We start from the raw sequence: 23,948 nt of genomic DNA, 5'->3' as shown, positions 1-23,948 counted from the left end.
TTACCGCTACCAGTATTTTTATGGAGGGAGCATTTGAATGTATTTGAAGCGGTGAAACAGTCTGTTACCACCCGGCAGGCTGCTTCATTCTATGGAATCCGGGTGGGGAGAAACGGCATGGTCTGCTGTCCATTCCACAATGACCGCACGCCCAGCATGAAAGTGGACAGCCGCTTTTACTGCTTCGGCTGCGGGGCTTCCGGGGATGTGATCGACTTTGCCGCTTTGCTGCATGGATTGGGGAAACGGGAAGCTGCGGTCAGGCTTGCGGAGGACTTCGGCGTTTCCTATGAGAAATCCGGCAATGCGCCGCCAGATAGGAAGCGTCACAACAGGTCACAGCCCCGACAAAAATCAGCGGAGCAGAGATTTCAGGAAACGGAACGGTATTGTTTCCGGGTGCTATGCGATTATCTGCGCCTGCTGGAGCATTGGAAAACAGCACACGCCCCACAGCCGCAGGATGCCATCTGGCATCCTCTTTTTGTGGAAGCGTTGCAGAGGATAAGCTACACAGAATACCTTTTGGATATTTTGTTATACGGAGAAATAGAAGAAAAAGCGGCATTGATCGCCGCACAGGGAAAGGAGGTGTTGCGGCTTGAACAGCGAATTTCAGAGCTTGCCGCCGGAAACGCAGGAAGCGGTCAAAAGGACGATGGACACAATGGAACCGGCGCAGACACCGGCAGAAATCCGGGAAACATTAGAGGGGACGCAGAAAGGCGGCGTGAAGAACAGCATCCGAAACTGCCTGACGGTGTTCCAGCGTGACCCTCTGTTTCGCGGGGCGCTGCGCCTGAACCTTTTGACGGAGCAGATTGACATTGTGAAGCCGCTGGGCTGGGAGCGCACCAGTACCACGCTGACCGACATGGACATGAACTACCTGCTTTTGTATCTGGAAGAAAATTACGGGCTTACCAGCGAGAAAAAGGTGCAGAGCGCCATCAAGATTGTTGCCAATGAAAACCGCTACCATCCAGTCAGGGATTACCTGAACAGCCTGCAATGGGACGGCACAGAGCGCATCCGTTACGCCCTGCATCACTTTCTGGGAGCCGATACGGACGAATACACCTATGAAGCCTTGAAACTGTTCCTGATGGGAGCCATCCGGCGGGTATTCAGACCGGGGAGCAAGTTTGAGGTCATGCTCTGTCTGGTTGGTGGTCAGGGAGCCGGGAAATCTACCTTTTTCCGGCTGCTGGCAGGCAGGGACGAATGGTTTTCAGACGATTTGAAAAAGCTGGACGATGAAAATGTGTACCGCAAGCTGCAAGGGCATTGGATTATCGAGATGTCGGAGATGATTGCCACAGCCAACGCCAAGAGTATTGAGGAAATCAAGTCATTCTTAAGCCGCCAGAAAGAAACCTACAAAGTGCCGTATGAGACACATCCGGCAGACCGGCTGCGGCAATGTGTATTTGGAGGGACGACCAACCGGCAGGACTTTTTGCCCCGTGACCGCACCGGCAACCGGCGCTTTCTCCCCGTGACGGTGTACCCGGAACGGGCGGAGGTTCACATACTGGACGATGAAGCGGCGGCGAGGGCGTATATCGAACAGATGTGGGCGGAAGCCATGACGGTTTATCGCAGTGGGAAGTATAAGCTGTCATTCAGCATGGAAATGAACCGATACCTGAACGCCCACCAGCAGGACTTTATGCAGGAAGACACACAGGCCGGCATGATCTACGCCTATTTGGAGGACTACACCGGCGACAGGGTATGTTCCAAGCAGCTTTATGAGGAAGCGCTGGGGAACTTAAATTCCCCGGCAGACTGGGAGACACGGGCAATCTGCGAGATTATGAATACCGGCATTGCGGGCGGCATCATACAGGGCTGGGTAGCCTACAAAAGCCCGAAGCGGTATAAGAAATACGGTTCTCAAAAAGGCTGGGAGCGTGTCAACCAAGCTCCGCCGGAGGGGGACGGTTTTCAGGAAATCACGGAAGAAGAAGCCCGGCAAATGGAACTTCCATTCTGAAAAGCCACCGGTTGACAGTTTGGTTGACGCTTTGGTTGACAGCCGGTTGACGGGGAAAAGCCTGATATTTGGGGCATTTCTCTCCTTTGTCAACCATGTCAACCAAGAAATCAAAGAAAAAGTAAAAAGTAATCATAGAGCGCCTATGGATTGTTTTCAAAGTCTTTTCTGCCGGTTGACACGGTTTGGTTGACACGGAGACAGTCTGCGGCTGTACACCTGTCTGACATTCCCTTGTCGGGCATATTTCATTTATGGAGGTAACTGCCTATGGCAAAAAGCAAAAACGAGAGCAATAACAAAAACAGCGGCACCCTGCTTACCGAAAAAGACGGCACCCAGTATTTTGTCATGGGGAAAGTCCGTATCAAGGTATCGGAGCATTTCGCACAGGATGGGAAGCCGCTTGACAGCCTGCTGGAAGATGTGATCCAGCACGCTGCCGCCGCTTCCTGAAAAAATACGGAATAACGACTGTCAATCAGCCCACGCTTATGATATACTTGTACCAGCGAGTATTGTATAAGCGTGGGTTGTTTCTTTTAGAAGGAGGATTTTTAACCGTGAAACAACCATACAATACAACGATTTATAACACTGCACTATATTTGAGATTGAGCCGTGACGATGAATTACAGGGGGAAAGCGGCAGTATCCAGACCCAGCGCATGATGCTTAGACAGTATGCCGCAGAGCATGGGCTGACCGTTGTAGACGAGTACATTGACGACGGATGGAGTGGGACAAATTTCGAGCGTCCAAGTTTCCAAAGGATGATTGATGACATCGAAGACGGGAAAATCAACTGCGTTGTCACAAAGGACTTATCCCGTCTGGGAAGAAACTATATCCTGACCGGTCAGTACACGGAAATCTATTTTCCTAGCAAGGGAGTACGCTACATTGCCATCAATGACAATGTGGACACCATCAACGGAGAAAGCGAGCTTGCCCCGTTCTTAAACATCCTGAATGAAATGCACGCCCGACAGACCAGCAAAAAGGTCAAGGCTGCCATGCACACAAGATTTGCCAATGGCGCACACTATGGAGCCTATGCACCGCTGGGCTATGTAAAAGACCCGGACAAAAAAGGTCATCTTCTGATCGACCCGGAAACACGCTGGATTGTAGAGAAGATTTTTGACCTTGCCGTACACGGGAGGGGTGCCGCCAGCATTACACGGATTCTGGTGGAAGAAAAAGTACCTACCCCCGGCTGGCTGAACTATGAAAGATATGGGACTTTCGCCAATATCTACGCCGGTGCGCCCGCAGAAAAAGCCTATGCGTGGACGATAGCACAGGTCAAGAGCATTTTGAAAGAGGAAACCTACATCGGTCACAGTGTTCACAACAAGCAGAGCAACATTTCATTCAAGAACAAGAAAAAGGTGCGGAAGCCGCAGGAAGAATGGTATCGTGTGGAAAATACCCACGAAGCCATCATTTCCGAAGAAGTGTTCCAAAAAGTTCAGGAGCTGATTGCAAGCAGACGCAGGAAACGCAGAAACGGTACGACACAGATTTTCGCAGGATTGATAAAATGTGCAGACTGCGGATGGTCTTTAGCCTATGGGGAAAACAAGCAGAATAAGAACCCATACGGGTACTACCATTGCAGCAAGAACGGACAGGGATTACGCCAGTGTTCCATGCACTATATCCGCTATGATGTACTGTATGCCTATGTGCTTGCAAGACTGCAATACTGGTCTATGATGGTACAGAAAGACGAGGACAAGCTGCTGAAACGGCTGCTCAATGCCAGCGACAGGGAAAGAAACTCTGCGAAGAAAAAGCAGGCTGCGGAGCTGAAAAAGGCAGAGAAGCGTAAAGCCGAGGTTGACGGGCTGTTTGCTAAAATGTATGAGGACTGGTCTGCCGGACGCATAACCGAGTATAACTTCAATATGCTGTCCGAGAAGTACCAGAACGAGCAAAAGGAGCTTGAAACAAAAATAAGACAGCTTCACGAAACGATGGAAGCCGCCGTACAGACCGCAGCGGATGCTGAAAAGTGGATTGCCCTGATGAAACAGTATGTCAACCCTGTGGAGCTGACCGCCGAACTTCTGAACACTCTAATTGAAAAAATAACCGTCCACGAAGCTGTCAAGGGCGAGGACGGAAGCCGTGAGCAGGAAGTAGAAATCTACTACCGCTTCATCGGCAAAATCGACTGACCTTTCTTTTTTACCCAACAATATCTTTAATTAAGGGAGACGGGAATCTCATTTCCAGATATTGAATTAATGGAGGAGCTGGCACAGGTATTTCAGGTGGATGTTGCTGATATTATCCGGGGAGAAGAGGCTGGCAGGGCAGAGCATACGGTAAATGAGCTGGTAAAGGATACTATAGATATTGCAAAACGGGAGAAAAAAAGACAGATACGAAAGTACCGGTGGGTGTTGTGTATTCTGTTTGTGCTACTTGGAGTTTTAATCGGATACAGTGTAGAGAACATTCAGAAAAATTATATTTTAGAATATCATTTATGCATGAATGCAGTGGTTGAATCGAAGGGTGAGGTGATTTATGTAAGAGAGACAGATGCAAATGGAAAAAATCCCGGAAAGGTATATCGTCTGGCGCAAGATGATGCAATCCCGGTAACATTACCGGATGGAAGTGCCGGAAGTTTTAAAGATATTAAAGAAGGACAACATATTCAAATTTGGTATTTGGGACACCGGGTATTATGGAAAAATGCATGGATACCGGGCGTAGAGGAAGTAGAGATTACAAAAGATGTTTGGAGTCCTTCTGATAGAGTGTGTGTACGGGCAACATTACAGATTCAAGATTCATATGGCCAGATAGTGGGAATATCAAATGTAGAAATATGCGGCTCGTTAGCAACAGGAGTATCAAAAATGAAAGCAAGTACACCTAAAATATGTGCAGATGGAAGTTATGCTACAGTAGAGGTAACATATAAATATAAAGGCAAAAATTATCATGAAATAGGTACGTTTTATCCAAATTAGAAATAGGACATAAAGGGGAAGAGTGATTGCGTTAAAATCCCAAAGGATTTCTTTGTCTTGCTCGGATTGGAACAAATACCTTCAAATGAGGTTGTTATACTACCATCATTACTTAATTACGGTTGCAAAAAAATAAGCTAAAAAGAAATATCCACTTGTAAGGACAATCTTATAAGTGGATATATTTTTACTGATATTTTTCAAAGTAAAGGTAACGATTTGTTACTTTAGATATGAAAAATTACCGTAGAAAATAATTTAATGCTTTTTTGATAGATTTTTCCAATAAAGTATGCTATCTTAGTTTTTATATATGGATAAACAAATGTGATAAAAGATCAATAATTTACAAAGGAAGGGAAAACTATCATGGAAAAGATCAAAAAGCGTATAGCTAACTTAAAGGTTGCAGGAAAATTAAAAGTATATCGAATGACAGTGCTTGTTATGACATTATTTTTAGTGTTGGTGGCACTGATCTCGACATTAGTGATCCGTTCAAATATAGAGAAGATTACGGAGGTCTGGTCTCCGTCATTGGAATATCTGCAGGATTTAGAGACAATGACTGCGAAATACAGAATCAAACAGTATCAGCATCTGGTAGAATCAGATGATGCAGTCATGAACTCCTGCGAAGAAGAAATCCAGAAGCTGGAGAGTCAGATCCAGGATACCAGTGTGAATCTGGATGCAATCATGTCCGCAGACAGTGATGCTCAAAAAGGACAGGATGATTACAAAGCAGCAAGCGCTGCATGGGAAACATACAGAACTGCTTCAGATGAAATCCTGAAGTTGAGCCGTGAGGGTAAACAGCAGGAAGCATCGAAGCTGATGACCGGAGAGGTGTATGAAGAATATAAAGCTTTTGCTGAAAAATTAACTATATTACGTGACGAGTTCCAGGCAGAATTAGATCAGGCAAAGACCATGGCCAATGTATGCACCATCATCATATTTGTCGTGATCGTGGCAACAGGTCTTGCGATTGCTGTAGTGACGACACTGATCGGAAAGATCATTACCAATTCCATTACCGAGCCGGTAGAACAGATAGAGGCAGCAGTTGCCAGCCTGCGTAAGGGCGAACTGTCTAATGTAGAAATGCTTACCTATGAGTCTGAGGATGAGCTTGGCGATACCATCAGAAATCTGAAAGAAGCCATGGGTATTCTGGCAGATTATGTCAGCGAGATCTCTGTGGAGGTAAAGGCAATAGCGCAGGGTGACCTGACCAGAAATGGTGATGATATTACAGATTTCCTAGGCGATTTCTCGGAATTGAAGTCATCACTGCTGTATATTCTGAAACGGTTTAACAGTACCCTGACCGAGATCAGCAATCTGGCAGAACAGGTATCATCGAATTCATCCGAGGTGGAAAATGCATCAAAATCCCTGGCGGACGGTGCAACAGAGCAGGCAGGAGTCATCGAGGAATTGAATGCCACCATTGATACGGTCGTGGATCTGGCGGCAAATACGGCGAAGGAAACACAGAGTGCATCTGCACGTGTAAAAGCCTCTGCAAATAAAGCGAATGAAGAAAAAGAAAAAATGAACGATCTGCTGAAGGAAATGGAGCACATTACAGAAATCTCCAAGGAGATTGGTAATATTATCACAGATATCGAGGATATTGCATCCCAGACCAATCTGTTATCCCTGAATGCTTCCATTGAAGCTGCCAGAGCAGGAGAAGCAGGAAGAGGATTTGCAGTAGTGGCAGATCAGATCGGCAAGCTGGCAGCAGACAGTGCAAAATCTGCTGTAAATACAAGAGATCTGATCGATAAGACCTTAGTGGAAATCGAAAAGGGCAATATGATTACAAGAACAACAGCAGAATCATTCAATCAGATCATTGCAGATATGGAGTCTTTTGCAGAGCTTGCAGAGAACACCATGGAGAAAGCCAACTCCCAGGCAGAGTCCTTGGAGCAGATTGGCCAGGGAATTGAACAGCTGTCCGGCGTAGTACAGGGCAATGCTGCATCCTCCGAAGAGAATACTGCAATCAGTATTAATCTGGCAGAGGGAGCATCCAAGATGCATGACCGTGTGAATATCTTTAAGCTATTCTAGAAAATGGCAGGAATAGAGTGAAGTTGTCGGAAGGAAGGTTCTTGTTGTGATTAATGATATATTTAGAGTGTTTGGAGAGCAGACAGCAGAAATCTTATTTGAGATCATTACAGGATGTATGGATGATTACCTGTATATATTTGATTTGCAGAATAATACCTTTGAGATTTCACAGTCAGCTGTGAAACGGTTTAATATGTCGAAAAATGTTCTGACAGATGCTGCAAATGAAGTTATGAAGGTAGTATATGAGGAAGACCGCAGGATGCTTGCAAAGCATCTTGCGGATATATGCGAAGGAAGAGAAAATGTACATAATCTTCATTACAGGTGGCTTGATAAAGAAGGTATGCCAGTCTGGATTAACTGCCGTGGTATCGTGATCGTTGATCAGCAGGGAAAGGCAGAGTATCTGGTTGGGTGTCTGAATGAGACTGGCAACAGGAGAAGAGCCGATAATGTCACAGGACTGCTTGGCGGGCCGGAATTCCTTGCTTACCTGCGTGCACAAAAGGAACCCATTTCCAAGGGTTTTTTTATGCATATAGGAATTGATGATTTCGGAGCAATCAATAGTTCCAGAGGAGCGGATTATGGTAACTATATTTTAAAAAGTGTTGCCGACTGCATGGAGAGCTGTCTTTCTGATAATCAAAGGCTTTACCATCTGGTTGCGGATCAGTATGTGATCGTGGATCTGGAAGCTTCTTCCTCCGAAGACGCTGTGGTACTGAAAGAAAAGATCACAGATAAACTTTATAATTTCATAGTAGCCGAAAATTATGAAGCTATATTTTCTATTTCTATTGGTGTTATAGATGCAGCAACATTTTGTGAGGGAACCGAAGAATGCCGTAAAAAGTTTGAATTTGCCTTGAAACAGGCAAAAAGCATGGGTAAAAATGGATTCTATATTTTTGACCAGGATGACTATGAGGTCTTTTTACGAAAAGGAAGAATCATAGCAACACTTCGTAATGCTATTGTGAACCATTATGATGGCTTTGAAGTATACTACCAGCCGATCGTGGACTGTCAGTCCGAACAGATCATTGGAGCAGAGGCACTGATGCGTTTTTCCATGATAACGGAAGAAGGGCGGGAGTTTGTTTCACCAATGGAGTTTATCCCATTATTGGAAGAGACCGGATTGATCATTCCCGCTGGAAGATATATTTTGAACGAAGCTGCAGCAATGTGCTGTGAAATGCAGAAATATATTCCTGACTTCCGGATGAATGTAAATGTATCCTATGTTCAGATTCTGCAAGGCAATGTGGAGCGGGATATTCTGGATGCAATTCAAAAATATTCATTACAGACGGAATGCTTATGTGTTGAAATGACAGAAAGCGGATTTATGGATATGACACCTTCGTTCTGTAAATTTCGTAAAACTCTGGACAAGAACGGGATTCCCTTTGTGATTGATGATTTTGGAACAGGATATTCGAATCTTCATTGTATCCGTGATATGAATCCAAGTTACGTGAAAATGGATAGGGATTTTACTGCCAAGGCGATGAACAGTGCGAGGGATTATGAATTATATAAAAATATCATCCCAATGGTACATAGTATTAACGTCAGGATATGCGCAGAAGGCATCGAGGAAAAAGAATGGCTTCTGAAAATGAAAGAAATGAAGGTTGATTATCTGCAGGGATATTATTTTGGAAGACCATGTGGAAAGAAACAGTTTCTGCAGCAATATGTCAGTGGCATCAATGTTAAATAAAGAGAGTAAGGTAGACTCAGATATGTGGGGCTGCCTTATTTTATGGTCTTATCAGAAGGATGAGTTCCTAACGGCTTGTCTGAGTCTCTCCAGGTCATCTGCATCAGGGTGAGACAATGCACAGTCAAAATTCTGGATCAATACATCAAGATTTGCCGGATGATCGGGAGCATCCTTCATTTTCAAGTAGCGTTCCCGGACAGACTGTGGCATTCTGCCCTGACACATATACTCTCCGACGATAACATTACTCACATTCATCCTGAGGTAATGCCTCGTGGATTGCATCAGCCAGCACCTTGGTATTACCTGTTAAGCTGCTATAAACGATGGAATATTTTTTATTCTTCATATCATGTTGTCTCCTTTCATAGGATCATGAAATTATCATATCGCATTCCTATTTTAGTTCAGAAAGCATGATTTGTCGAATGAATTTTCCATAAACATTTTACAGAGCGAAAGGGATAGTTGCTTTTCCTGCCGCTTGTGATAAACTTGTTCATAAGTGGGGGAAAGATCATGGACAGAACCCCGATAAGGGAATAAAAGCCGGGCTGTCCCGGTATCATTTAATGAAGTAGAAAAGTTGACAGAAGAGAAATATACAATCCGAAAGTATAAAAGAATTTTATTTTATGTGGTGATATGTGTGCTGCTTGCGGCATTCCTTTTGGGACAATATATTTACCCAAGTGAAAGGGAAACGGTCACGGAGGAAAGCATTACTTATACCGGAACCTTTTACCGGGTGCTGGCAGACGGAACCAAAGAGGAAATCCCGGTTCCGGGCAAATGTGATGTGCCTGCCGGAGAGCCTCTGGTCATCCGGTCAGTGCTCCCACAGGATTATCATGAAAATACGATCGCCATCAGGTCCTCTCTGGAGAATGTGCGCATTTACATCGGTGGGGAACTGAGGGCGGTGTATGATACGGAGAATACCAGACCTTTTGGGAAAAATTCTGCCAGTGGGTATGTGTTCTGCGAGACATCCGACGAGGATGCGGGGCAGGAAGTGCGGATTGAACTGCAGTCCTTTACCGACAAGTATTCCGGTGTCGTCAACACGGTATATTGTGGGGACAAATCAGATATCTGGGCATATATGCTCCACTGCTATTTTATGGTAACTCTGATCGCCTGCGCCATGCTGTTTGCCGGACTGGTCGTGCTGATCATCAGTCTGGTGCTTGATATTATATATAAGACAAGATTTGATTTGGAGTACCTGGGATGGTGCATGATTCTGGGAGCAGTGTGGATGCTGGGAGAATCGAAGTTGCGTCAGCTGTTCGTTTCCAATGCTTCTATTCTGTCGAATATGTGCTTCTTCGTTGTGATGCTCTGCCCGGTTCCGCTCATGTTCTATATTGACAGTGTGCAGCAGGGAAGGTACCGGAAGGTCTATCATGTGGCAGAGTGTATCACCTGTGTGAACTTTGTACTATGCACATCCTTACAGCTACTGAATATCGCAGATTTTATCTCGACAATGTTCTTGTCCCACCTAGTGATTGCAGGAACGTTCCTGACAATATTTATCACCATTTTCCGGGATCTCATCAAGGGAACGGCGAAACATTACAAGCTTCCGCTGATCGGACTGGTAGTTGCCATGATTGCAGTCATGCTGGAGGTGACAGAGGTGTATCGAGTGGTGTCAATGTCAGGGATTTTTATCGCAACCGGACTGGTGGTCCTGCTGGTCGTTACGCTGATCCAGACAATGGACCGCATCCGCGAGCTGGAACTGGCCAGGCAGAGAGAGGCCAGGGAAAGCCTGGATTATCTGACAGGTCTTCCTATGCGTCATAAGGGTGAAAAGCTGATCCTTGAGAAAATGCAGGAGCATGATGGCTGTCTGGGATTTGTCGATATGGATAATCTGAAGAAGATCAACGATGTCTATGGACATAAGGCGGGGGATCGTGCTCTCAGGCTGGTAGGAGCAATGCTCACAGAGTGCATGGAGAACGCAGTGGTCTGCCGGCTGGGAGGAGATGAATTCCTGTTCTATCTGTCGGAGGCATCAGAAGAAGAGATGAACATGCGGATGAGAAAGCTGTTTGAAAGCTTTGGTACGGCAAAAAATCTCACGACAGAGACTTCACCGGCATCTCTGTCCTGCGGTCTGTGCATGTGCAGACAGGGAGGAAGCTTTGAAGAATATTATATAAGAGCGGACAAGGCATTGTATTATGTCAAACAGAATGGTAAGAACAGTTACCGGTTTTATGAAGAGCTTGAGGAACAGCAGACGGATGCATAGGCCAGAAAAAATGACCTGGAGGCAATCACCGGAGCATCATCCTTGCGTGAAGCCATCAAACGATTCTGGACCTTCCGTGTTCCATGGGGATGGACATACATGTGGTGAGTATGGATGTGGAAACCATAGCTGTCATTAAGAAGAATAAAAAAATACAACACGAAAGGATGTGTCAAGGTAATGCAAGAATTATCGTGATACATCCTTTTGTATTTGGATTGATTATTTTTCTTTCCCTGCTTGTCGGAAGTAATGGATGGAATGTATAATATTGTTAATGATCCAGAGATATTTATTTTGGAAACAACTTAATCAATTTGGAGGTATAAAATATGTTAGAAGTAGGAAAAAAAGCACCGGACTTTGAATTGCCGGATCAGAATGGAGAAATGCATAAATTAAGCGATTATGCAGGAAAAAAAGTGATCCTATATTTTTATCCAAAGGATAATACACCAGGATGTACGAAGCAGGCATGTGGCTTTTCTGAGCGTTATCCACAGTTTACTGAGAAGGGAGCTGTTATTCTCGGAGTAAGCAAGGACTCTGTAGCGTCTCACAAGAGATTTGAAGAAAAATACGGACTGGCATTTACGCTATTAGCAGATCCGGAGCGTAAAGTTATTGAAGCATATGATGTCTGGAAAGAAAAGAAAAATTATGGAAAAGTATCTATGGGTGTAGTAAGAACTACATATCTTATTGATGAGCAGGGAATCATTATAAAGGCAAATGATAAAGTCAAGGCGGCAGATGATCCTGAAAATATGCTTAAGGAATTGGCATAATGAAGATTATTTTATCACCTGCAAAAAAGATGATTGTAGATACCGATAACTTAGCACCGGTTGAACTGCCTGTCTATATTGATAAGACAGCAGAAGTATTAAACTGGATGAAAAGCAAATCAAAAGAAGAACTGAAAGCTATCTGGAAATGTAATGACAAGATTGCAGAGCAGAACTTTCACAGATTGGAAAATATGGATCTTTATAACAGGCTTACTCCGGCTGTTTTAGCATATGAAGGGATTGCATTTCAATATATGGCACCATCTGTGTTTGAAAACCAGCAGTTTGAGTATTTGCAAAATCATTTAAGAATCTTGTCTGCGTTTTATGGCATTTTAAAACCAATGGATGGTGTGACTCCTTATCGTCTTGAAATGCAGGCAAAGGTTGGAATTGGAGATGCAAAAAATCTGTATGAGTACTGGGGAGAATTGTTATACCGCGCAGTAATCGATGACAGTAGGATTATCATTAATCTTGCATCAAAAGAATACTCAAAATGTATAGAAAAGTATCTGACACCACAGGACAGATATATTACGATTGTATTTTGTGAGTTATCCGGAGATAAATTGGTAACAAAAGGTACCTATGCCAAGATGGCTCGTGGTGAAATGGTCAGATTCATAGCGGAAAATAATATTGAAAATCCGATGGAGATTCAGAAATTTGACAGACTCGGATATTCGTTTAGGTTTGATTTATCTTCAGATTCAGAATATGTATTTGAACGCAAAATAAAATAGTTATTCAGGTAAAAGAGGCTCAGTTTGGCATCTTTTATAATAATGAGAATTATTACTATTTTTTATTGACAACAGGATAATAGTGACATATAATTCTTATTAAGAACTAATCCTAATAAGGAGGACAAATGACAAGTAGGAGAAATACCATTCAAAAAGATCTTGTAAGAAATGCCGTATACGAAATGAGAAGACACGTTACGGCAAATGAAGTGTATGAATTTATAAAAGAAGCATATCCAACAATTGGAAAAGGAACTGTATATAGAAATCTTGATATATTGGTAGAGGAAGGTGCATTAAGAAAGGTTGAAGTTTCGGATGGACCGAACCGATTTGATTTTACATTGAAAAATCATTACCATGTAAGATGTATAAAGTGCGGTGAAATTTTTGATGTGGATATGGATCAAATACCGGATTTGCTGGAAAGAATTCATAACACTCATGGAATTGAATTTGTGGATTATGATATTTCATTTAAAGGCATTTGCCCGAAATGCAGGGAGAAAAAGTAGTAAAGAAAATGGAGGTAAAAGAGATGGCAGCAAACAAATATGCAGGAACACAGACAGAGAAGAATTTGCAGGAGGCATTTGCAGGGGAATCACAGGCAAGAAATAAGTATACCTATTTTGCTTCGGTAGCGAAAAAGGAAGGTTACGAGCAGATGTCAGCATTGTTTTTAAAGACTGCAGATAATGAGAAAGAACATGCAAAGATGTGGTTCAAGGAATTAGCAGGAATTGGTGATACAAAGGAAAACCTGGCGGCAGCGGCAGAAGGCGAAAATTATGAGTGGACAGATATGTATGAAGGCTTTGCTAAAACAGCTGAGGAAGAAGGATTCCCTGAGCTTGCAGCAAAATTCAGGGCAGTAGGTGAGATTGAGAAGCACCATGAGGAAAGATATCGTGCACTTCTTAAGAATATTGAAACTGCACAGGTATTTGAAAAGAGCGAAGTTAAGGTATGGGAATGCCGTAACTGCGGACATATTGTGGTAGGAACTAAGGCGCCTGAAGTATGTCCGGTATGTAATCATCCACAGAGCTATTTTGAAGTACATGAAGAGAATTATTAAGGAGATGAGATTATTACGAAGAAGAAAGTGATTAATTCAAAAAAAGCAGTAATGATAGGCTGTGGCTTTGTAGGTTCTGCATCGGTATTTGCTCTGATGCAGAGTGGCTTGTTTACAGAGATTGTCCTTATCGATGCAGATAAGAACAAGGCAGAAGGAGAAGCGATGGATATCAGTCATGGTATTCCATTTGCGAGTCCGATGAAAATATATGCCGGAGATTATGATGATGTGGCTGATGCTGCAATTGTTGTCATATCTGCCGGAGCGGGACAGAAACCGGGAGAGACAAGGCTTGATCTCGTAAATAAAAATGTAGCAATATTTAAGTCAATCATTCCTGAAATAGCGAAGAGAAATTTTGCAGGTATCATGCTTGTAGTTGCGAATCCGGTAGATATCCTGACTCAGGTAGCCATAAAGTTATCAGGACTTCCAGAAAACAGGGTTATTGGATCGGGTACTGTGTTAGATAGTGCCAGATTAAGATATAAGCTTGGTGAGCATTTATCTGTGGACAGCAGGAGTGTTCATGCATTTATAGTAGGTGAGCATGGAGACAGCGAAGTTGTAGCATGGTCATCAGCCAATGTATCTGGTGTTCCATTAAGTGAAATGTGTGAAATGCGTGGACATTACAAGCACAAGGAAAACACGGCAGAAATAGCTACAGCAGTCAAGAACAGTGCTTATGAGATTATAAACAAAAAGCACGCTACATATTATGGAATTGCAATGTCTGTAAAAAGAATCTGCGAAGTGATTATGAGAGATGAAAAATCAATACTTCCTGTATCACACATGATGCATGGAGTATATGATATTGACGGAGTATCGTTAAGTATGCCAGCTATTGTAGGTGCAGATGGTATTGAGTCTGATATACCTATTAATTTAAGTGGCGAGGAAGCGTTAAAGCTTAAGGAATCTGCAGATTCATTGAAAAAGATTATGGAGACAATTGAATTATAAATTTTACACATGGAAGGAGAAAAAGGCATGGAAGTAAGATATTATATTTGTAAGCATTGTGGAAACATTGTTGAAAAGGTAAAGGATAAGGGTGTACCTGTAATTTGTTGCGGAGAACCTATGCAGGAATTAAAAGCCGGAGTGACAGATGCTGCTGTCGAGAAGCATGTACCTGTATATACGATAGAAGGCAGTCATGTTCATGTCGTGGTCGGAGAGACAAAACATCCAATGCTTGAAGAGCATTTTATTGAGTGGATTACATTAAATACAAACCAGGGAATATACAGAAAACAGTTAAATCCAGGGCAGGAGCCGGTAGCAGATTTTTGTCTTTGCGATGGTGAACAGGTAGAAGAAGTATATGCATATTGTAACCTGCATGGATTATGGAAATGCTAGAAGCATAAATGTATTATGATAGGATTATACCAATGAAAGAAGAACTAAGTATAGATATCATCGGACTTGCAGGAGCCTGTTCTTATGCGTTGGACTGTATAGAAGCAGAGTTGGTAAATATCAAAAACAAACATGGAAAAAGAGTGGCTTATATAAGTATATGCATGGCTGAATATTGGAAAATTCAAGGTGATGAATTACAAGATTTAGCCATGTGTGCTTTACTGCATGATAATGCTTTGACACAATATATTTCGGAAGAACTGAAAAAGGATTCCGTCATTCATTGTAAAAAAGATTTATCCGAGAAAAAAACAAATCTTCATTGTATTTATGGAGAAAAAAATATTACTAAAATTCCATTTAAAACAGATGTGTCAAATGTGATTTTGTATCATCATGAACATGCCGATGGAACTGGTCCTTTTCAAAAAAAGTGGAATGAAATTCCATTGTTTGCAAGGATTATTCATCTTGCAGATACCATTGATATTATAGGAAATAACACGGGAACTGGAAATAACAGTTGGAATTTTATATGTCAGTACCTTTTAAAAAATAGGGATGGATTATTCGATTCAGAATGTGTGAATGCCTTTTTTCATGCATTCACACATTCTGAATCATTTATATGTTTAAGTGATAATTCTTTTGAAATGAAGCTATGGGAGATTATCCCAAGACAAAAACGGGTTTTTGATTGGAAAACGTGTAAAAATGTCGCAGATTTTTTTGCAAAGATTGTAGATTATAAATCTTCTTTTACAAGCAGACATTCTATAGGAGTGGCTGAAAAAGCAGCTTTTTTTGCTCAATATATCGGATATGATTCTATTAATGTGCAAAAAATTTATCTGGCTGGTGCACTGCATGATATTGGGAAGATGGCAGTAGGCAATGAAATTTTGGAAAAACCGGATAAGCTTACGGAAGATGAATTTTCAAAAATGAAGAATCATGCTGGCTATACATACCTTATATTATCAGAGGTTAATGATTTTGAAGAAATACGAGACTGGGCAGCTTTCCATCATGAAAAATTAAATGGAAAAGGGTATCCTTTTGGAAAAACCGCAGCTGAATTAAATGAGCCGGAACGTATTATGGCATGTATTGATATTTATCAGGCATTAACCGAGGACAGACCATATAAGAAAGGTTTATCGCACGAAAAAACGTGTGAGATGCTCAATGACATGGCGCAGAAAGGTTTTGTTGATTCTGATATTTCCAGGAAAATTAGGGAATGTTTTGGTGGAATCTATTAATTATAAGAAGATATTTACACAGAAAGTTCAACATCAGGAATTTATACATAAACTTGATGAATTTATGGAACATCACAATGATGAGGTAGAAGATCAAGATGAACAGATTATGGGAATTTTAAAATATCTCACAGAGTGGTTAGTTAATCACATTCTGTATGTCGATGGTCAAATTCCAAAAGGCTGATATAGTAAGAAAGGTTGTTATTTTTTAGAGAGTAGCAGCCTTTTTTATTTTGAATATAAAATATGACACATACACTTGACAATATGCATACGTAGAAGAAACGCATCAAGTGCTTGCTAAGCGAAACTTTGTGCTGGCAGTAAGAGGAGGTATCTTTGGTGATAAACCAACTGCTTACTATGACTTTGGAGAATAGAAAGCGACAAGATAGCTGTTTATTGGATGAAATAGGACATTTCTTCCCCAAAACAGTATGTTTATGGTATACTAGCTATTAGTAATGCGATTTCAACCGACATTACATATTATGATGAGAAATTAATACAAAGGACTATTCTTTCACAGCTTATGATGCAGGTACAGGGCAGTGATGCCCGGGTAAATGGTGAAGGTACCTATACGGACAGCAGAGACCATGGTAAACAGTTTTCAGTGGGCAGATTAGGTAACTTTGATAAGAGCGAGGAAACGAAAATGACGGAAAGTAAGATACTTCTGGTATTAGATAAAAAAGATTATGAGGATGGCATGCCGGTATTTGAAAGAAAGTGCGTCCGGGCAATCATAGAAAAGAATGGAAAAATTGCAGTCCAGCGCGGCAGGGCAGGGGACTGCAAAATATTAGGCGGTGGCATGGATGGTGAGGAAGATTTTGAAACGGCACTTTCCAGAGAAGTATTAGAAGAGGGCGGATTGATATTATGCCCGGGAAGTATGCAGCTGTTGGGCGAGATAGAAGAAAAACGCCGTGATTTATTTGAAACAGATAAAATATATCACTGTCACACCTATTTCTTTGCCTGCACGGTTGAAGAGAGAATGACGGAACCGCATATGACAGAAAGCGAGAAGGCAAAAGGCTATCATCTGGAATGGATGACACCGGAAGAGATTGTAAAAGCAAATGAGCCATTTTCGAAGGAACCGTGGATATATCGCGATACTGCATTTATTAAAATGTTGATGGAGGGAAATTTATGAACACAGGATATGAGGGAATCCTGCAATTTCGGGGAAAGTGGAGAGATTATCAGGAAAGAGTACTCTTACATGCACAGCAGTATTTGAAGGATGGAAAGATACATATTGTGGCAGCGCCGGGCTCCGGCAAGACTACACTTGGAATAGAACTGATTCGGAGGCTGGGAGCACCCTGCCTTATTTTTTCACCCAGCATTACCATCCGCCAGCAATGGCTGATGCGTATACAGGAGGGCTTCTTAACCGAAGAGGCAGATCCGCAGGAAATATTATCCAATAATTTGAAACAGATGAAACAGATGACTGCAACGACTTATCAGGCATTGTACAGTGCTATGAAGCGGGAGCAGGGCACACTGGAAGAGGACAGCGGGGAAGCGGCAGAGGAAGATGCAGCAGCCAGTGAAGCGGTGGATGGAGTAGATGCGGCAGACAGTAAAGTGGCAGCCGGCGGAGTGACAGAAGAAGCAGATGGAGAGAAGGAAACGGAGCAGGTTGACTACCGGGATTTCGATATTTTTAAGGCAGTAAAGGAAGCCGGTATTACAACAATTTGTCTGGATGAGGCGCATCACCTTCGCAGTGAGTGGTGGAAGGCACTGGAGACTTTCTTAGACAAGCTGCCGGATGTGAAAATCATTGCATTGACAGCAACACCGCCTTATGACAGTACACCGGCACAGTGGAAGCGTTATATCGATATGTGCGGACCGATTGATGAAGAAATCTTTACACCGGAACTGGTAAGAGAAGGAAGTCTCTGCCCACATCAGGACTATGTTTATTTTAACTGGCCGACAAGAGAAGAGGAAGCATATGTCAGGGAACATCAGAAGCGGATGCAGATGCAGGTGCAGAAAATGATGGCAGATGAGACTTTGCGAAGAATCGTATCTTCCCATCAGGGGCTTATGCATCCGGAAGAATACAGTGAACGGTTCTTAGATAAACCGGAGTATTTTACAGCGCTGCTGGTATACTGCCAGGCAAAAGGAATTCCATTTTCCGGTTATTTAAGGAAGCTCATCGGAACAAAGGGAAAGCTGCCGGGAATGGATGCACACTGGATGGAAGTGTTACTGCAGGGTGTTCTTTATGAGGACAGAGAGTCCTATACCATGATGGAAGCAGAGCGGGAAGGCCTGCTGCAGGAATTAAAAGAGGCAGGAGCCATCTACCGGAACAAGGTTGCACTGCGGGATAATGAAGCCATTAAAAAGGTACTTATGAAAAGCCAGGGAAAGATGGAGAGCATCCATGCCATTGTGCAGGCTGAGTATGAGGCACTGGAAAATGATTTACGTCTTCTGGTTCTCTGCGATTATATTAAGAAAGACAAATTGCCGGAGATTGGAAGTAAAGATACACTGGTCACAGAGCTTGGTGCAGTGCCGATTTTTGAATATTTAAGGCGGCAGAACATGGCTGGAATCCGTCTTGGTGTGCTGAGTGGGACAGTGATAATAGTTCCAATGGAAGTCGAAGCAAAACTGCCGGAATTGCTGGCACAGTATGGCTGCAGCGGAACGTTAAATCCACTGGGAGATACCGGATACGGACAGCTTATGATAAAGGGAAAGAGCACCCACACCGTAGCTGTTGTGACGGAGTTATTCCGTCAGGGAGAGATTCATACATTGATTGGAACCAAGTCATTGCTGGGAGAAGGCTGGGATGCACCGTGCATCAATTCCCTGATACTGGCAACCTATGTAGGGTCTTTTATGCTGAGTAACCAGATGCGTGGAAGAGCAATCCGTACCGACAGAGAGCAGCCGGATAAGACCGGAAACATCTGGCATCTTGCCTGCATTTTTCCAAAAGAGCGGGGACAGCAGAGTAATACTGATACAGAGGGCGATTATGAAATGCTGGAACGCCGGTTTGAATCATTTTTAGGAGTATCCTGCAGGGAAGATGTAATCGAAAGCGGAATCGGTCGGCTGGACATTCCAAAGATAACATCAAAATATGAGGTAGATAAAGCAAACAGCATGATGCTTGAGCGTGCAAAGGACAGAAATGCATTGAGGCAGCGATGGAACCAGTCCTTACAGGAAGTGCGAAATCAGATGGAAATAGAACAGATAGATGAAATAGCAGCAAAAGAAATAGAAACCGGATATATCTTTGTTAATGCGGTCTGTATAGAAATCATACAGGTGATACTTGCAATACTCTTAATGAGTGGAAGAATGATGGCACAGAAGCTTGGTAATCATCCGGCTTTCCTGTTACTTGGAATTGCGCTGTTAGCCGCATTTGCCGGAATTGTCTATCAGGGGATACGTCTGTTTAAATTCAGCACCCCGGCAAGACGGATGAAACAGCTTAGCGAAGCAATGCTAGATGCATTGAGGGAATGCGGGGAATTAGAGGATGGTGCCCATTGCAGGACAGAAGTAGAATCCTTTAATGGACTTGTGGTAGGTACCTGGCTTAAAGGTGGAACCACCAGAGATAAGACAACCTATTCTGCCTGCATGGAAGAATTGTGGGGTGTTATTGATAACCCAAGGTATCTTCTTATCCGGGAAAAAATCTTTGGCACATCAAGAGAGTGTTACAGTGTCCCGGAAATATTCGGAAGACAAAAGGAGCGTGCCCTGATTTTTGAAAAGCATATGAAAAGGGCTCTTGGACCATACCATGTGGTATATACAAGAACCCCGGAAGGACGAAAATTATTATTAAAAGAGCGGACACGCTCCTTTGTAAATCAAAACCAGAGCCTTTTGCAGGGAAAGAAAATTGCAAAAGGATATTAAGAATAATAAGAATTTTCAATTTTGGGATATTTTTTATTTACTCCAAAGAAAAAGAGGAACAGTCCTGCAACCAGTAGTCCGGCACCAACAAAGAACCACAGGAAGAAGAACGGAACGGTATCTGCTTTATACATAAACCAGTCCGGAGAGAAGGTTCCCCAGATGTTAAAGAGGATATGGAAAAGCATGGAAGGATAAATGCTGTGGCTTTTCTCGCAGATAAATCCAAGAACAATTCCTACCACAAAAGCATAAACACCCTGAATCATATTCATATGGAACACACCAAAGAGCAGTGCCTGCAAGAGGTTAGCAACCCAGAAAGGCATTGCTCTTTTTGCATATTTCAAAGTCAGTCCACGGAAAATCAGTTCTTCACAGACAGGTCCAATCAGAACGGAATAGAGAACCAGAATCAGGGAAGGCTCATCCAGTCCCACCGATTCTACCAGGTTACTGTAATATTCCAGCCAGTGCGGGTTAATGGCTGCAGTAAAAGATACAATGTAATTGGTAATATACTGTAATCCTACTGCAGTAATAAGAATGCCGAAGATAACCGGAATATTAAATGGTTTCCGTACATTTTCCGGTTCTGTCTGCCGGAACTTTTTATAATACCAGTAGGCAAATACCACAAGGGCAACAGTACCGTAGGCTGCACTGACACCGGCATTAAAATTGGCGGTGGAAATAATATTTAAAAATGCATCCATACAGTCATCGATAGAAGTTGCCCCTTTGGTATAAAAACCACCCAGCAGAGCAAGCCCTACTGCCGGAATGGAGATAAGCTGCTGCAGGCCAAATGCCAGCAGAGCCGGAAGAAAACAGAACATAATTCTGCCAAATCGCTTCATGAAAAAACCTCCTCAAGTATCATCACTTTTCTTGGCACATTATAACAATTATGAAGCGAATATGCAAACTACTGAGGTACCGCCTGTTTAAAAATACATGGAAAAATGTATTTTTAAATGCAGATAAATACTCTCCGGGTACTTGTGAAATAGGCGGAATCATGCTATACTAGGCGTTATGTTGATATATTTTATGATGTTGTATGAAATATAAATTCACATAATTATAATCAGAGGAGGAATAAATATGAAGAACATGAAGAAATTTGCAGCACTTTTATTAACTGCAGCAATGACAGTAGCAATGGTAGGATGTGGCTCATCTGTAGCTGCAAACACAGTAAATTCCAAGGATGACCTTCCGGGAAAGAAAATCGGTGTTCAGCTTGGAACAACCGGAGATACCGATGCAACAGCATATGAGGACGAAGGAAGCACCGTAGAGCGTTACAACAAAGGTTCTGATGCAATTCAGGCATTAAAGACCGGTAAAATTGATTGTGTAATCATCGACAAGCAGCCTGCAGAGGCATTTGTTGAGAAGAATGATGACTTGAAAATTTTAGATGATACCTTTGACGCAGAGGAATATGCAATCTGTATCGCAAAAGATAACACAGATTTAACAGACGAATTCAACAAAGCAATCGAAGAGTTAAAAGCAGACGGAACAATCGATACTATCATCAGCAACTATATTGGTGATGAAACAGGAGAGCATCCATATGAGACTCCGGAGGGAACAGAATATCCAAACGGAAAACTTACCATGGCAACCAATGCGCAGTTTGAGCCATACGAATATTATGATGGTGACAACGTAGTTGGTATCGATGCAGATATCGCAAAAGCAATCTGTGACAAGCTTGGTTATGATTTAGAGATTGAAGATATGGAATTTGATGCAATCATCGCAGCAGTATCTTCCGGTAAAGCAGATTTTGGTGCAGCAGGAATGACTGTAACAGAAGACCGTCTTAAGAACATTGACTTTACAGATACTTATGCAACAGCAAGCCAGGTTATTGTAGTAAGAAATAAATAATCGGTATAGGAGGAAAGACCTTGAGCGATTTTTTAAGCAGCTTTCAACAGGATTTTATAGAGAAAGACAGATATCTTTATCTGTTACGTGGTCTTGGCAATACACTGCTTATTGCAGTGCTTGCAGTACTTCTGGGTATTGTGGTTGGATTTTTAGTCGCAATTATCCGTTCCACCCATGATAAACATGGTGGATTAAATGTTTTGAATTTTATATGTAAAATGTATCTTACCATATGGCGTGGAACCCCTACGATGGTACAGCTTTTGATTATGTACTATATTATTCTGGTTGCACTCGATAATAAGATTGCAGTGGCTGTAATCGCTTTTGGTTTGAATTCGGCTGCCTATGTAGCAGAGATTGTACGTTCCGGAATCATGTCTGTAGACGAAGGACAGTTTGAAGCTGGACGAAGCCTCGGATTGAATTATTCGCAGACCATGCGTCTGATTATACTGCCACAGGCATTTAAGAATGTACTTCCTGCTCTGGCAAATGAGTTTATTACTTTACTGAAAGAGACTTCCATCAGTGGATATATTGCAATCCCGGATTTGACAAAGGGCGGCGATATCATCCGTAGCCAGACTTATGACCCATTCTTACCATTGTTCGGGGTTGCAATTATCTACCTGATAATCGTTATGATTTTAACGGCTGGTGTACATAAACTGGAAACGAGGTTGAGAACAAATGAGCGATAAGAAGGTATTGATTGAAGTAAAGGATTTGTGTAAATCCTTTGGAAATGTAAATGTATTAAATGGTATCTCCACAGAAATCGCCCAGGGAGAGGTAGTAGCCATCATCGGACCATCCGGTTGTGGTAAATCCACATTCTTACGTTCCTTAAATCTTTTAGAGGAGCCGACTTCCGGTGTGATTACTTTTGAAGGAACAGATATCACGGATAAATCCGTAGACATCAACAAGATGCGTCAGAAGATTGGAATGGTATTCCAGCAGTTCAATCTGTTCCCAAATTATACCGTAAAAGGAAATATCATGCTGGCACCGGTTCAGACCGGACTTATGAATAAGGAAGAGGCATCTAAGCGTGCGGACGAGCTTTTGATGAGAGTCGGACTGTCTGATAAAGCAGATACCTATCCCGCAATGCTTTCAGGTGGACAGAAACAGCGTATTGCAATTGCAAGAGCACTGGCAATGAATCCGGATGTCATGTTATTTGACGAGCCGACTTCCGCACTGGATCCGGAAATGGTAGGAGAAGTTCTTGAAATTATGAAAGAACTGGCACAGGACGGAATGACTATGGTAGTGGTAACGCACGAAATGGGATTTGCAAGAGAAGTGGCAAGCCGTGTCATGTTTATCAATGAAGGACAGATTCAGGAAGAGAATACACCGGCAGAATTCTTCGCCAATCCACAGAATCCGCGTCTTTGCGACTTCCTTTCCAAAGTATTGTAGCGAAAGAACAGATAAAACGGAAAAAATAGTTGATAAAAAGTTTTCATAAGCTATTGCAATAAGAAAAGAAATAGTCTATGATAAAACCGTTATATGACTGACGGATAAGTGGAAAAACCACATGAAGTATAACGAAAACGAGCCGACCGTCTGGGCGATGAACCTGGAGGACTGGCTCGTTTTCTTTTGTATGTTATTTTGAACATCAAAAGATATTGACAAAAAAATAACGGTCAGTATATACTAACCATAGTTAAGCAAGACTAATTCAAGCCGATGAATAAAAAGTCTGTTGACAGTAAATTTAGTAACCATTC

The 23,948-nt window shown here is 42.4% G+C and carries 21 protein-coding genes, 2 pseudogenes and 1 riboswitch; of the genes and pseudogenes, 21 read left to right on the top strand and 2 right to left on the bottom strand.

The features are described 5' to 3' along the window. Positions 1-33: 33 nt before the first annotated feature. The 7 genes from LKD41_RS03685 (at position 34) to LKD41_RS03655 (ending at position 8,818) form a co-directional block, all read left to right on the top strand. On the top strand, positions 34-774 hold the full coding sequence (locus LKD41_RS03685) for a CHC2 zinc finger domain-containing protein (protein WP_014079457.1): 741 nt from the start codon (positions 34-36) through the stop codon (positions 772-774). After that, entirely contained in the window at positions 659-1,999 is a 1,341-nt protein-coding gene (locus tag LKD41_RS03680; RefSeq protein ID WP_009321442.1) for a virulence-associated E family protein, read from the top strand. Before LKD41_RS03685 ends, LKD41_RS03680 begins: the two co-directional genes overlap by 116 nt. 270 nt (positions 2,000-2,269) lie before the next feature. Beyond that, the gene (locus tag LKD41_RS03675; protein ID WP_004849804.1) at positions 2,270-2,455 is read left to right on the top strand and encodes a hypothetical protein; all 186 of its coding nucleotides are present in this window, start codon (positions 2,270-2,272) and stop codon (positions 2,453-2,455) included. A 107-nt stretch (positions 2,456-2,562) separates the two neighbouring features. After that, positions 2,563-4,185 carry a recombinase family protein gene (locus LKD41_RS03670; protein WP_044963278.1) on the top strand — a complete coding sequence of 541 codons (1,623 nt, stop codon included), beginning with the start codon at positions 2,563-2,565 and terminating at the stop codon, positions 4,183-4,185. A 69-nt stretch (positions 4,186-4,254) separates the two neighbouring features. Then, complete coding sequence (locus tag LKD41_RS03665; RefSeq protein ID WP_227700425.1) at positions 4,255-4,992, top strand: hypothetical protein; 738 nt, start codon at positions 4,255-4,257, stop codon at positions 4,990-4,992. 369 nt (positions 4,993-5,361) lie between these two features. Continuing rightward, positions 5,362-7,080, top strand: a complete 1,719-nt coding sequence (locus LKD41_RS03660) for a HAMP domain-containing methyl-accepting chemotaxis protein (protein WP_227700424.1) — start codon at positions 5,362-5,364, stop codon at positions 7,078-7,080. Positions 7,081-7,126: 46 nt separating this feature from the next. Beyond that, on the top strand, positions 7,127-8,818 hold the full coding sequence (locus tag LKD41_RS03655) for an EAL domain-containing protein (protein ID WP_227700423.1): 1,692 nt from the start codon (positions 7,127-7,129) through the stop codon (positions 8,816-8,818). A 51-nt stretch (positions 8,819-8,869) separates the two neighbouring features. Here the strand turns inward: LKD41_RS03655 and LKD41_RS03650 are convergent. Then, a pseudogene (locus LKD41_RS03650) lies at positions 8,870-9,170 on the bottom strand (flavodoxin family protein). A gap of 237 nt (positions 9,171-9,407) precedes the next feature. Between LKD41_RS03650 and LKD41_RS03645 the strand changes: the two are divergent. From LKD41_RS03645 to LKD41_RS03600, 11 genes and pseudogenes are all read left to right on the top strand, one after another. Continuing rightward, the gene (locus LKD41_RS03645; protein WP_227700422.1) at positions 9,408-11,090 is read left to right on the top strand and encodes a GGDEF domain-containing protein; all 1,683 of its coding nucleotides are present in this window, start codon (positions 9,408-9,410) and stop codon (positions 11,088-11,090) included. A gap of 332 nt (positions 11,091-11,422) precedes the next feature. Beyond that, on the top strand, positions 11,423-11,878 hold the full coding sequence (gene bcp, locus LKD41_RS03640; RefSeq protein WP_005604299.1) for a thioredoxin-dependent thiol peroxidase: 456 nt from the start codon (positions 11,423-11,425) through the stop codon (positions 11,876-11,878). Continuing rightward, on the top strand, positions 11,878-12,627 hold the full coding sequence (gene yaaA / locus LKD41_RS03635; protein ID WP_227700421.1) for a peroxide stress protein YaaA: 750 nt from the start codon (positions 11,878-11,880) through the stop codon (positions 12,625-12,627). Before bcp ends, yaaA begins: the two co-directional genes overlap by 1 nt. Before the next feature lie 128 nt (positions 12,628-12,755). Next, positions 12,756-13,145 carry a Fur family transcriptional regulator gene (locus tag LKD41_RS03630; protein ID WP_227700420.1) on the top strand — a complete coding sequence of 130 codons (390 nt, stop codon included), beginning with the start codon at positions 12,756-12,758 and terminating at the stop codon, positions 13,143-13,145. Between the two features lie 23 nt (positions 13,146-13,168). After that, entirely contained in the window at positions 13,169-13,711 is a 543-nt protein-coding gene (gene rbr, locus LKD41_RS03625) for a rubrerythrin (RefSeq protein WP_117947600.1), read from the top strand. Between the two features lie 27 nt (positions 13,712-13,738). Then, a complete protein-coding gene (locus tag LKD41_RS03620) occupies positions 13,739-14,683 on the top strand; it encodes an L-lactate dehydrogenase (RefSeq protein WP_117841718.1) in 945 nt (314 codons plus the stop codon). A gap of 27 nt (positions 14,684-14,710) precedes the next feature. Next, positions 14,711-15,085 (top strand): desulfoferrodoxin family protein, encoded by a 375-nt coding sequence (locus LKD41_RS03615; protein WP_023920586.1) that lies wholly within the window; start codon positions 14,711-14,713, stop codon positions 15,083-15,085. Between the two features lie 8 nt (positions 15,086-15,093). After that, positions 15,094-16,353 carry an HD-GYP domain-containing protein gene (locus tag LKD41_RS03610; protein ID WP_431978794.1) on the top strand — a complete coding sequence of 420 codons (1,260 nt, stop codon included), beginning with the start codon at positions 15,094-15,096 and terminating at the stop codon, positions 16,351-16,353. Continuing rightward, positions 16,340-16,540: pseudogene (locus tag LKD41_RS15915) on the top strand (bacteriohemerythrin); the annotation flags it as partial. The gene LKD41_RS03610 and the pseudogene LKD41_RS15915, both read left to right, overlap by 14 nt. Before the next feature lie 348 nt (positions 16,541-16,888). Continuing rightward, entirely contained in the window at positions 16,889-17,521 is a 633-nt protein-coding gene (locus LKD41_RS03605) for an NUDIX domain-containing protein (RefSeq protein ID WP_227700418.1), read from the top strand. Further along, positions 17,518-20,289, top strand: a complete 2,772-nt coding sequence (locus LKD41_RS03600) for a DEAD/DEAH box helicase family protein (RefSeq protein WP_227700417.1) — start codon at positions 17,518-17,520, stop codon at positions 20,287-20,289. The genes LKD41_RS03605 and LKD41_RS03600 overlap by 4 nt, the downstream gene beginning before the upstream one ends. On the opposite strand, the gene LKD41_RS03595 is transcribed toward LKD41_RS03600, so the two are convergent. Further along, positions 20,286-21,149, bottom strand: a complete 864-nt coding sequence (locus LKD41_RS03595) for a type II CAAX endopeptidase family protein (RefSeq protein WP_227700416.1) — start codon at positions 21,147-21,149, stop codon at positions 20,286-20,288. The genes LKD41_RS03600 and LKD41_RS03595 overlap by 4 nt on opposite strands. Positions 21,150-21,396: 247 nt before the next feature. Between LKD41_RS03595 and LKD41_RS03590 the strand changes: the two genes are divergently transcribed. From LKD41_RS03590 to LKD41_RS03580, 3 genes are read left to right on the top strand one after another with little or no spacing between them, the layout of a single operon-like run. Further along, a complete protein-coding gene (locus LKD41_RS03590; RefSeq protein ID WP_227700415.1) occupies positions 21,397-22,194 on the top strand; it encodes a transporter substrate-binding domain-containing protein in 798 nt (265 codons plus the stop codon). 20 nt (positions 22,195-22,214) lie between these two features. Then, complete coding sequence (locus LKD41_RS03585; RefSeq protein ID WP_227700414.1) at positions 22,215-22,901, top strand: amino acid ABC transporter permease; 687 nt, start codon at positions 22,215-22,217, stop codon at positions 22,899-22,901. Then, complete coding sequence (locus LKD41_RS03580; protein ID WP_022242706.1) at positions 22,891-23,631, top strand: amino acid ABC transporter ATP-binding protein; 741 nt, start codon at positions 22,891-22,893, stop codon at positions 23,629-23,631. Before LKD41_RS03585 ends, LKD41_RS03580 begins: the two co-directional genes overlap by 11 nt. An 83-nt stretch (positions 23,632-23,714) precedes the next feature. After that, a riboswitch (ZMP/ZTP riboswitch) is annotated at positions 23,715-23,794 on the top strand. Positions 23,795-23,948: the final 154 nt, after the last annotated feature.

Origin of the sequence: Roseburia sp. CLA-AA-H209 (genome assembly GCF_020687575.1) — a bacterium.
In the GTDB taxonomy this organism is placed as follows: domain Bacteria; phylum Bacillota; class Clostridia; order Lachnospirales; family Lachnospiraceae; genus Roseburia_C; species Roseburia_C amylophila.
The sequence above is the reverse complement of the archived record's forward strand: the minus strand, read 5'-3'. Positions and strand labels throughout refer to the sequence as shown.